Below are 9,612 nucleotides of genomic sequence, written 5' to 3' on the forward strand. Positions count from 1 at the left end.
ATCCCGATCGGAACGGCATATGCGATCTGGACCGGCATCGGGGCGGCGGGTGCGGTGATCTTTGGCATCATCATGGTCGGCGAACCGGCCAACCCCGGACGGTTGGTCGCCATCGCACTGATCCTGTCAGGGATCGTGATGCTGAATTTGTTCAGTCCGTCGTAAAGTGCTGTTCACAACACGCAAATGCGAAACAGGGCAGCCAATGGCTGCCCTGTTTTCGTTCGAAATAGTCCCAGTCAGTTAACCAGCACACCTGCCTCGATTTGCTTTGCAACGGCCTTGCCAAGGATGGCGTGTTCCTCGGCTGTGAAATGAATGCCATCAATGCCACTGGTGCCAATGACACTTCCCGCATCAAAGACCGGCACATTGGCAAGCTTGGCCGCACGATCAAATGCATCAGCAAATTGTTGCGAGATTTCGACACCGCCCGCCATGTTGGCCGAAAGCGGGGTTTTGGAAATATCACCCATCGGCGGCGGCGTTACCAACAGCACCTTTGGCGTGCCATAAGTGGTCAGAACCCCGCCATTGATGTTGCGCACGATATCCACCAGATGCATCGCTCCTTGCGCCACCTGATCGGCATTACGATCAAACTGCGCCTGCGCGTCATTGGTGCCCAGCATCACAACGACCAGATCAAGCGGCAGGTTCTTGGCCAGAACCTCCGGCAGGTCCTTGGCACCATTGAAATCTTCGGCTGCCAGTGCGCCCAAATCTTCACCGAAATCCAGATCAGTCGTACGGCCGTTTAGCCCATCAACAATCACGGTGTAGTGTTCTCCAAGGCCAGTTGCCATCACGCCTGCCCACCGTTCGTCATCGCCAAACCGTTCAACAGGGAACGCCTCCAACTTTGCCTTCCAGCCCCAGCTGTTTGAATCGCCAAACACCAGAATGCGCTTTGCCTCGTCGGCATGGGCTGACGCCCCCCCCAATAGCCCGGCGCACAGCGCCATCGCGCCCAACCAGATTGTTGATTTCCCAAACATCATCCAAACTCCATGCTTTGTGCGGATCTTCCGCGAAACTGAATGACGACAGCCTATGATCTACGTTATGGTGAAACAATCTACGCAATACTAAACTATTTACTGAGATATTTTCATCAATGGTGAATGAGAACATCAGCGATCTGGCGGCCTTCTGCGCCATTATCGAACTGGGCAGCTTTCGCGCCGCTGCCAAGCAACTGCGCGTGACACCCTCGGCACTCAGCCACCGCATCAAAAACCTTGAAGACAGCCTGCAAGTCCGGTTGTTAAACCGCACCACGCGCAGTGTCGCGCCGACCGATGCGGGCCGCGCACTTTATGATCGGGTCAGTCCGGCCATGCGCGAGTTGAGCGGTGCGTTGCAAAGTCTCGATGATTATCGATCTGGCCTGACCGGCACATTGCGGCTTAATGTTCCGGCCAATGCCGCGCGTGTGGTGCTTGCCCCGGCCATCGCAGGTTTTTGTCGGGATAATCCCAATGTTCGCCTTGAGATCATTGAAAATGACGGTTTCGTCGATATCGTCGCCGGGGGATTTGATGCCGGTATCCGGTTTGAAGAAACACTGGCACCGGGCATGACCGCCATTCGCCTTGGCCCATCCATCCGCCCGATGGTGATCGCAAGCCCGGATTACCTCAAACGCCATGGCACGCCCATGAACCCGAATGATCTGGTCAATCATAACTGCATCAATCTGCTGTTTCCCGGCGGCAAGCTTGCACCATGGGACTTCACTGATGGCGAGAACCATTTCGTTTTGGCAAATAACGGCAATCTGACCGTGAGCTCAACGCAGATGATGCTTGATGCGGTCAGGAACGGAATCGGCATTGGCCAGAAGCTGCAAGGCATTGCCGATGACGCGATTGAACGGGGTGAAATTGTCCCGATCCTGGAAGACTGGATGCCCGATTACGGCCAGTTCTGGATTTACTATCCCAAACGCACCTATCTGCCATCCGCCCTTCGTGCCTTCATCAACTCGGTCCGAGCCTTTCACGGGCAAACCGGCACCTGAAACAAGAAATGCCGCCCCGAAGGACGGCATTTCAAGGTCAGGTACATAAAGGGTCGATCAAACGCCAGCCGGAATACCGCTGCGTTCAACTTTGCGCGGGGATGTGATTTCTTTCCATTTGGAAAGCGCCTTGTTGATGGCCGGATACGGTTCGCGGGCGATGAATTCGCCGTCGCCGCATTTGGCAAGCACCACACCTTCTTCGGCGGCAATACGGCCACGGCTGATGGTGTAGCGCGGAAGGCCGGTGACCTCGATGCCCTCGAACACGTTGTAGTCAATTGCGGACTGCTGGTGTTCGGCGGTGATGGTTTTTGAGGCCTTCGGATCCCAGACCACCAGGTCGGCATCTGCACCCACCAGAACCGCACCCTTGCGCGGATAGATGTTAAGGATCTTGGCAATGTTGGTAGACGTTGCCGCCACGAACTCGTTCGGGGTCAGACGACCCGTGCCAACGCCATAGGTCCAAAGAAGCGGCATACGATCTTCAAGGCCGCCTGTGCCGTTCGGGATCTTGGTGAAGTCGCCAACGCCCATGCGTTTCTGTTCGGTGGTGAAGGCGCAGTGGTCGGTCGCGACAACCTGCAAGCTGCCCGATGCCAGACCATTCCACAAGCCATCCTGATGTTCCTTGCTGCGGAACGGCGGCGACATGACGCGACGGGCGGCGTGATCCCAATCGGCGTTTTTGTATTCGCTGTCATCAAGGATCAGGTGCTGGATCAGCGGCTCGCCAAAGACACGCTTGCCGTTCTGGCGCGCACGGCGAATGGCTTCGTGGGCCGGTTCGCACGACACATGCACGATATAAAGCGGCACATTGGCCATATCGGCAATCATGATCGCGCGGTTACATGCTTCGCCTTCGACATCCACGGGCCGTGAATAGGCGTGGGCTTCGGGGCCGTTATTGCCCTCGGCCAGCAATTTGGCCTGAAGGGTCGCGACCACGTCGCCGTTTTCCGCATGGACCAGTGGCATTGCGCCCAGTTCCGAGCAGCGCGAGAAGGATGCGAACATTTCGTCATCATCCACCATCAGCGCGCCCTTATAGGCCATGAAGTGCTTGAAGGTGTTGATGCCCTTTTCCTGCACGACGGTCTTCATTTCATCAAAGACCTGCTCGCTCCACCAGGTGATCGCCATGTGGAAGGAATAGTCACACACCGCCTTGGAGGATTTGTTATCCCAGGCCTGCAGTGCTTCAAGCAGCGACTGGTTCGGTGCCGGCAGGCAGAAATCGACAACCATGGTCGTCCCGCCGGCAACGGCGGCCTTGGTGCCGCTCTCGAAATCGTCTTCGGAATAGGTGCCCATAAAGGGCATTTCCATATGGGTGTGCGGATCAATACCGCCGGGCATCACATAGCAGCCGTCGGCCTCGATCACCTTGTCCCCGGTCAGGTTGTCGCCAATCGCGGCAATCTTGCCGTTTTCGATCAGGATATCGGATTTGTATGTCAGGTCGGCGGTAACAATGGTTCCGCCACGAATAACCATGGACATGGGTGGCTCCTTGTTGTCTGAGCGGCGAAAAGTTGCGGGCCATCCCGGCATTTCGCCCGTTATCTCCAAACACCCAGAGGGTATTCAATCAGTCGTCAATCAATCGTCTTAGTCTTGGAGGTCATCCCGTCCGGCGAAGCAAAACCCCGCCGGACGGTCAAAATTCACAAGATGATCAAATTACATCTTGTCGGTCACAGCGTGGGTCCAGGCACCTTCCGGCTCCTTGGTGATCACCGGGTCGGAACCACCCGACAGCAGGCTGTCAACGGTACGCTGATAGGCTGCTTCATCGAGAACCGCAGAATCACCAAGCAGTTTGGCGATTTCGGTCATCATGCGGACCTGGTGTTTCTCGGTCTGGGCACCAGTCATGTCGTTATCAAGAACGATCATCGCGGCGTCTTCCGGGTTTTCCTTTGCCCACATCCAGCCCTTCATGCTGGCATCAACAAAGCGTGCCATCTTGTCGACAAATGCCGGGTCTTCAAGATTGTCTTCAAGAACATAAAGACCGTCTTCAAGGGTTGCGACACCCTGGTCTTCGTATTTGAAGACCTTGAGGTCGTCGGCCGGGATACCGGCATCAATAACCTGCCAGTATTCGTTATAGGTCATGGTCGACACGCAATCGGCCTGCTTCTGGATCAGCGGATCAACGTTGAAGCCCTGCTTAAGGACGGTCACGCCATTGTCGCCGCCATCGGTCGGAATGCCGAGTTTCGACATCCAGCTCAGGAACGGATACTCGTTCCCGAAGAACCAGACACCAAGGGTACGACCCGGGAAGTCATCCGGGCTTTCAATGCCGGTTTCCTTCAGGCAGGTCAGCATCATGCCCGATTTGGCGAACGGCTGTGCGATGTTGACCAGCGGCACACCCTTTTCGCGCGATGCAAGGGCCGACGGCATCCAGTCAATGATCACGTCGGCACCACCACCGGCAATCACCTGCGGCGGGGCAACGTCCGGACCACCCGGATTAATGGTCACATCAAGGTCGGCTTCTTCATAGAAACCTTTGTCGAGTGCCACATAGTAGCCTGCAAACTGGGCCTGTGTGACCCATTTAAGCTGCAGGGTTACCTCGTCTGCTGCCATCGCCGAAAACGATGCCAACCCGAAACTCAACCCCATAGCAGTCGAAATAAACTTATTCATTCGTCGATGTCTCCTCAGGTTGTAGTCAAGTCCTCCCGACGGGTCGTCTTGTTTTATGCCTTTAATGGCGACGTACCCGGAATGACGGATGCCATGACGTTGCTTTTCTCTCGATATAAGCCACGGCTCCGTAGAAGGCGGTCCCCGCAAGGGCCGCCAATGCGATTTCCGCCCAGACCATGTCGATATTCATCCGCCCGACCTCGGTCGAGATGCGGAAGCCCATACCAACAATCGGGGTGCCGAAAAATTCGGCGACGATTGCGCCAATCAGCGCAAGCGTGGAATTGATTTTAAGTGCGTTGAACACAAACGGCATGGCAGCGGGCAAACGCAGTCTGAACAGCGTTGACCAATAGCCCGACGCGTATGTCGCCATCAGATCCTTCTCAAGCTTACCTGCCGCATTCAACCCGGTAACGGTGTTCACCAGCATCGGGAAGAACGTCATGATCACGATCACAGCCGCCTTGGACTGCCAGTCAAAGCCGAACCACATCACCATGATCGGCGCGACACCAATGATCGGCAGGGCCGACACCATGTTGCCCAGCGGCAAAAGACCGCGTTTAAGAAACGGCACACGGTCAACGGCAATCGCGATGATAAAGGCCGATCCACAGCCCATGACATAGCCACTGAGCACTGCCTTCACAAAGGTCTGGTGGAAGTCGGATGCCAGAATGTCGGTGGAATTGACAAACCGTTCGCCAATCATGCTGGGCGGCGGCAACAGGACCTGTGGCACGCCAAAGCCCGAAACGACGACTTCCCATACAAACAGAAGCCATATGCCAAAGGCCAACGGCACAACAATGTTGGCAGCGTGTTGCTTGCTGCGATCAAGGCTATGGAAATTGGCGATCACATCAATCCCGCGCCAGACAAACGCCCAAAGCGAAATGATAAACAACCAGAATCCAAGCGTGGCATAACCGGCCACACCATGATCATAAAGAACATTCACCGCCTGCCAGCAGCCAAACACGGCGACCGCAAGAATAACCATCCCCGCCTTGACCGACCGCACACCAAGCCAGGTGAAAGCCGCACCGGTAATCACACAAAGTGCCATGGCGATGGCAAGCCCCGGAATATCGCCGACAAAGGCAACCTGTTTTCCGGTATCACCATCAATGCCCGACAGCGGAAAAATCAGGGCCAGCAAGGCCGCAATCGCCGCAACGAGACAGAATTTGTCCAGTTTCATCCCGGTCATGACTTTACTCCCATCCGCACAAGGACCCTGCGCTCACACCAGCCAACGATCACCACAAGGATGGCCGCCACAAAGGCCGCTGTCAGAAGGGCCGACCAGATCTGGATGGTCTGTCCGTAATAGGAGCCCGCCAGCAAACGCGCACCAAGCCCCGCCTGCGCACCGGTCGGCAATTCGCCAACGATGGCACCGACCAGACTGATCGCAATCGCGACTTTTAGGCTGGCAAACAGGTATGGCATGGCGGACGGCAACCGAAGCTGCCAGAAGGTCTGCCATTTCGAGGCATTATAGGTCCGCATCAGATCAAGCTGGATCACCTGCGGGGAACGCAGGCCCTTGACCATGCTGATCGTGACCGGGAAAAAGCACAAATAGGTCGAAATAACCGCCTTTGGCACCAGTCCCTTGATCCCGATGGCACCCAGAACAACAATGATCATCGGGGCGATGGCAAGGATCGGAATGGTTTGCGATGAAATCACCCATGGCATCAGGCTTTTTTCAAGCGTCATGACATGAACGATGCCCACCGCCAGCAACACACCAAGCAACGTCCCGATCCCAAAGCCCAGAAGGGTCGAGGAAAGCGTCACCCAGCTGTGATAAACCAGCGACCGCTTGGACGTGATCTTGATGGCAAAGATGGTTTTATACATCTCGACCGCGACCTGATGGGGGGCCGGCAGGATCGGACGGTCCTGCGCCAGCGTGTCTTCGATCAGCTGGCCGGCAGTCCAGGTCTGGTCAGCACGGTCATATCGGTCAATCTGGGTCGGCGCGTTCATGAAAACGGCCCCGACATACCACAGAACAAGAAGCGCAATCAGAACAACGCAGACCGGCCCGGTCTGGCCAGACATCATGCGCGTCCAGGTCGATGGTCCGTTAACGGACCCGGTCATGGAAGCAGCATTACTCGTCATTGCTGTGCCCCGCACGCAGCCCTTCACGAACCCGATGCGCAATCTCGAGGAATTCCGGCGTTTCACGGATATCGAGTGTACGGTCGTTCGGGAAGTTGGTTTCGATCACGTCAATGATGCGCCCCGGACGCGGTGACATCACAACAATCTTGGTCGACAGATACACCGCCTCGGGGATGGAGTGGGTCACAAACGCCACCGTCTTGTTGGTGCGCGCCCACAGTTTCAGCAGCTGTTCATTGAGGTGATCACGCACGATCTCGTCGAGCGCACCAAACGGTTCGTCCATCAAAAGCAGGTCGGCGTCGAATGACAGCGCACGCGCAATTGATGCACGCTGCTGCATGCCACCAGACAGCTGCCATGGGAATTTCTTTTCAAAGCCATTGAGCTCGACAAGCTTCAGGGCCTCCTGGGCGCGCTTGACGCGCTCTTCCTTGGAGATTTCCATGATTTCGAGCGGCAAGGTCACGTTGCGTTCGATCGAGCGCCACGGCAAAAGCGCCGGTGCCTGAAAGACATAGCCATAAGCACGCTTTTCGCGGGCTTCGTGCGGTGTAACACCGTTGATCGAAATATCGCCCCCGGTGGCTTGCTCAAGATCGGCAATCACACGCAAAAGCGTGGTTTTGCCACAACCTGACGGACCGATAAAGGAAACGAAATCGCCTTCTTCGATGGTCAGATCGACATCGGAAAGGGCGTACACAGGACCATCTGCCGTCTGAAAGGTCAGCGACAGTTTATTGATATCAACAACAGCTTTTTTCGATGCGGGCATCTCAGCAACATTATTGACGACTTGTTTTAGCGTCATGGGGTTTCCCCTGATCGTATGTCTCTCTTCCGAACCAGAAAGATTTCTGATCCGACTTATTGGAAGCCTCCCTCAGGGACGTTGCCCTGAACCCTGTCGACATTTGATCAAACGCATAAAGCCTTTGCCCGGTCATTGCCGGGAATGGGGAATGATACCCCACCTGTCGATCAGGGCAAAACGGCGAGCAGCCACAAACCGCTCGCCGGTATCATGAAATCAGTTCCCGTCCGTCAGACGGGTATAGGTCGACGGGCGACGGTCGCGGAAGAACTGCCAGTTGTCGCGAATTTCGCGCACCATCGACATATCCATGTCATGGACCAGCAATTCGTCCTGGTCACGCGATGCCTGTGCTTCGATTTCGCCACGTGGATTGACGAAATAGCTCTGACCATAAAACTCGCCAATATCCCACGGCTGTTCGCGTCCAACCCGGTTGATCGCGCCGATGAAACACCCGTTGGCCACGGCCGATGCCGGCTGTTCGAGTTTCCAGATATATTCCGACACCCCGGCAACAGTCGCCGACGGATTGACGATATATTCCGCCCCGTTCAGCGCCAGCGCACGCCAGCCTTCCGGGAAGTGGCGGTCATAGCAGATATAAACGCCAAGTTTGCAGTACTGGGTGTCAAAGACCGGCCAATCCGAGACGCCCGGCTTGAAGAAGAACTTCTCCCAGAAACCGGCGACGTGGGGGATATGGGTTTTGCGGTATTTCCCAAGATAGGTACCGTCGGCATCAATCACGGCAGCGGTGTTGTAATAGACACCGGTGATGTCTTCCTCATAGATCGGAACAACGATCACCATTTTGTATTTTGCTGCCAGCTCACACATCAGCTGTGTGGTCGGGCCATCGGGGATTTTTTCCGCGGCCGCATACCATTTTTTGTCCTGGCTCGGACAGAAATAGGGCTGGGTGAAAACTTCCTGAAAGCACAGGACCTGCACACCTTTTTTGGCTGCCTCTTCAATATAGGGCAGATGTGCGTCAATCATGGCCTTGCGGATTTCTTCGGGGGTCTGATCGGTTGACCCTTTCAGACTCATTTGAATCAGTCCGCCTCTCAGCATCGACATCCGAGATACCTCCTTGATCTGATATTTTTATGTCCGTGCCAGCTTTTGCTGATCTTTGGACTTATGTCCGAACGCGCCCCAAGAACCCTGTTTTGTTTTATGCGGGTCCATTCCCAGACGGGACGCGATCAGTAAAATCGCGAAACAGATGTTTCCTCCGTGGCGTTGCAGAACCGTTTGATTTTTTATCAGCCCTGCAAGCCGTTGCCCCCTGCCCGTTTGGAACGGACAAGGGGCGAATTTCTTGATCTTAATCGATCTCTTTAAGCACTTCGCGCAATGTGCCGAACAGCTGATCAATGTGTGATTTTTCAAGGATCAGCGGCGGCGACAGCGCAATAATGTCACCCGTGGTCCGGATCAGGATGCCTTTTTCAAACGCCTTGAGGAAGGCATTGAAGGCACGCTTGGTCGGGAAGCCTTCAATCGGCTCCAGCTCGATCGCACCGATCAGACCCAGGTTACGAACATCCTTGACCAGCGGCAGGTCGATCAGGCTGTGCACTGCATCTTCCCAATACTGACCAAGTTCCTGGCCCTTGGTGTAAAGACCATCTTCTTCATAGGTCTCAAGCGTTGCCATCGCGGCTGCACAGGCAACCGGGTTACCCGAATAGGTGTAACCATGGAACAGCTCGATCATGTTTTCCGCACCGGTCATGAACGCATCATGGATTTCGTCGGTGGCAAACACGGCACCCATCGGAATGGTTCCGTTGGTCAGGCCCTTGGCGGTCGTGACCAGATCCGGCTGAACACCGAAATAATCAACTGCGAACGGTGCGCCAAGGCGACCGAAACCGGTGATGACTTCATCAAAGATCAGAAGAATGCCGTGCTTGGTGCAAATCTCGCGCAGGCGTTCCAGATA

Annotated in this window: 10 protein-coding genes; 2 read left to right on the forward strand and 8 right to left on the reverse strand. The window is 55.5% G+C overall.

Annotated elements, in window-relative coordinates; genetic code table 11:
- Window positions 1–6 precede the first annotated feature (6 nt).
- Window positions 7–165, forward strand: a complete 159-nt coding sequence (locus B2R48_RS04445) for a DMT family transporter (RefSeq protein ID WP_296998326.1) — start codon at window positions 7–9, stop codon at window positions 163–165.
- Window positions 166–239: 74 nt separating this feature from the next.
- Here B2R48_RS04445 and B2R48_RS04450 read toward each other — a convergent pair whose 3' ends face one another.
- On the reverse strand, window positions 240–998 hold the full coding sequence (locus tag B2R48_RS04450) for an SGNH/GDSL hydrolase family protein (protein ID WP_296998296.1): 759 nt from the start codon (window positions 996–998) through the stop codon (window positions 240–242).
- A gap of 119 nt (window positions 999–1,117) precedes the next feature.
- Between B2R48_RS04450 and B2R48_RS04455 the strand changes: the two genes are divergently transcribed.
- Window positions 1,118–2,023, forward strand: a complete 906-nt coding sequence (locus tag B2R48_RS04455) for a LysR family transcriptional regulator (protein ID WP_296998300.1) — start codon at window positions 1,118–1,120, stop codon at window positions 2,021–2,023.
- Window positions 2,024–2,080: 57 nt separating this feature from the next.
- Here the strand turns inward: B2R48_RS04455 and hydA are convergent, their stop codons facing one another.
- The 7 genes from hydA to B2R48_RS04490 form a co-directional block, all read right to left on the reverse strand.
- A complete protein-coding gene (hydA, locus tag B2R48_RS04460; protein WP_296998302.1) occupies window positions 2,081–3,532 on the reverse strand; it encodes a dihydropyrimidinase in 1,452 nt (483 codons plus the stop codon).
- 180 nt (window positions 3,533–3,712) lie between these two features.
- A complete protein-coding gene (locus B2R48_RS04465; protein WP_062955419.1) occupies window positions 3,713–4,693 on the reverse strand; it encodes an ABC transporter substrate-binding protein in 981 nt (326 codons plus the stop codon).
- Between the two features lie 61 nt (window positions 4,694–4,754).
- Window positions 4,755–5,912: an ABC transporter permease gene (locus B2R48_RS04470; protein ID WP_296998305.1), complete on the reverse strand. Its 1,158-nt coding sequence runs from the start codon at window positions 5,910–5,912 to the stop codon at window positions 4,755–4,757.
- The gene (locus tag B2R48_RS04475; RefSeq protein WP_062955417.1) at window positions 5,909–6,838 is read right to left on the reverse strand and encodes an ABC transporter permease; all 930 of its coding nucleotides are present in this window, start codon (window positions 6,836–6,838) and stop codon (window positions 5,909–5,911) included. Before B2R48_RS04475 ends, B2R48_RS04470 begins: the two co-directional genes overlap by 4 nt.
- The gene (locus tag B2R48_RS04480) at window positions 6,828–7,619 is read right to left on the reverse strand and encodes an ABC transporter ATP-binding protein (RefSeq protein ID WP_062955446.1); all 792 of its coding nucleotides are present in this window, start codon (window positions 7,617–7,619) and stop codon (window positions 6,828–6,830) included. Before B2R48_RS04480 ends, B2R48_RS04475 begins: the two co-directional genes overlap by 11 nt.
- A 255-nt stretch (window positions 7,620–7,874) precedes the next feature.
- On the reverse strand, window positions 7,875–8,711 hold the full coding sequence (locus B2R48_RS04485; RefSeq protein WP_232310605.1) for a nitrilase-related carbon-nitrogen hydrolase: 837 nt from the start codon (window positions 8,709–8,711) through the stop codon (window positions 7,875–7,877).
- Window positions 8,712–8,991: 280 nt separating this feature from the next.
- On the reverse strand, window positions 8,992–9,612 hold a 621-nt coding region (locus B2R48_RS04490), incomplete at its 5' end, for an aminotransferase class III-fold pyridoxal phosphate-dependent enzyme (RefSeq protein WP_296998308.1).

The organism is Thalassospira sp. UBA848, assembly GCF_002295455.1.
Classification (GTDB): domain Bacteria; phylum Pseudomonadota; class Alphaproteobacteria; order Rhodospirillales; family Thalassospiraceae; genus Thalassospira.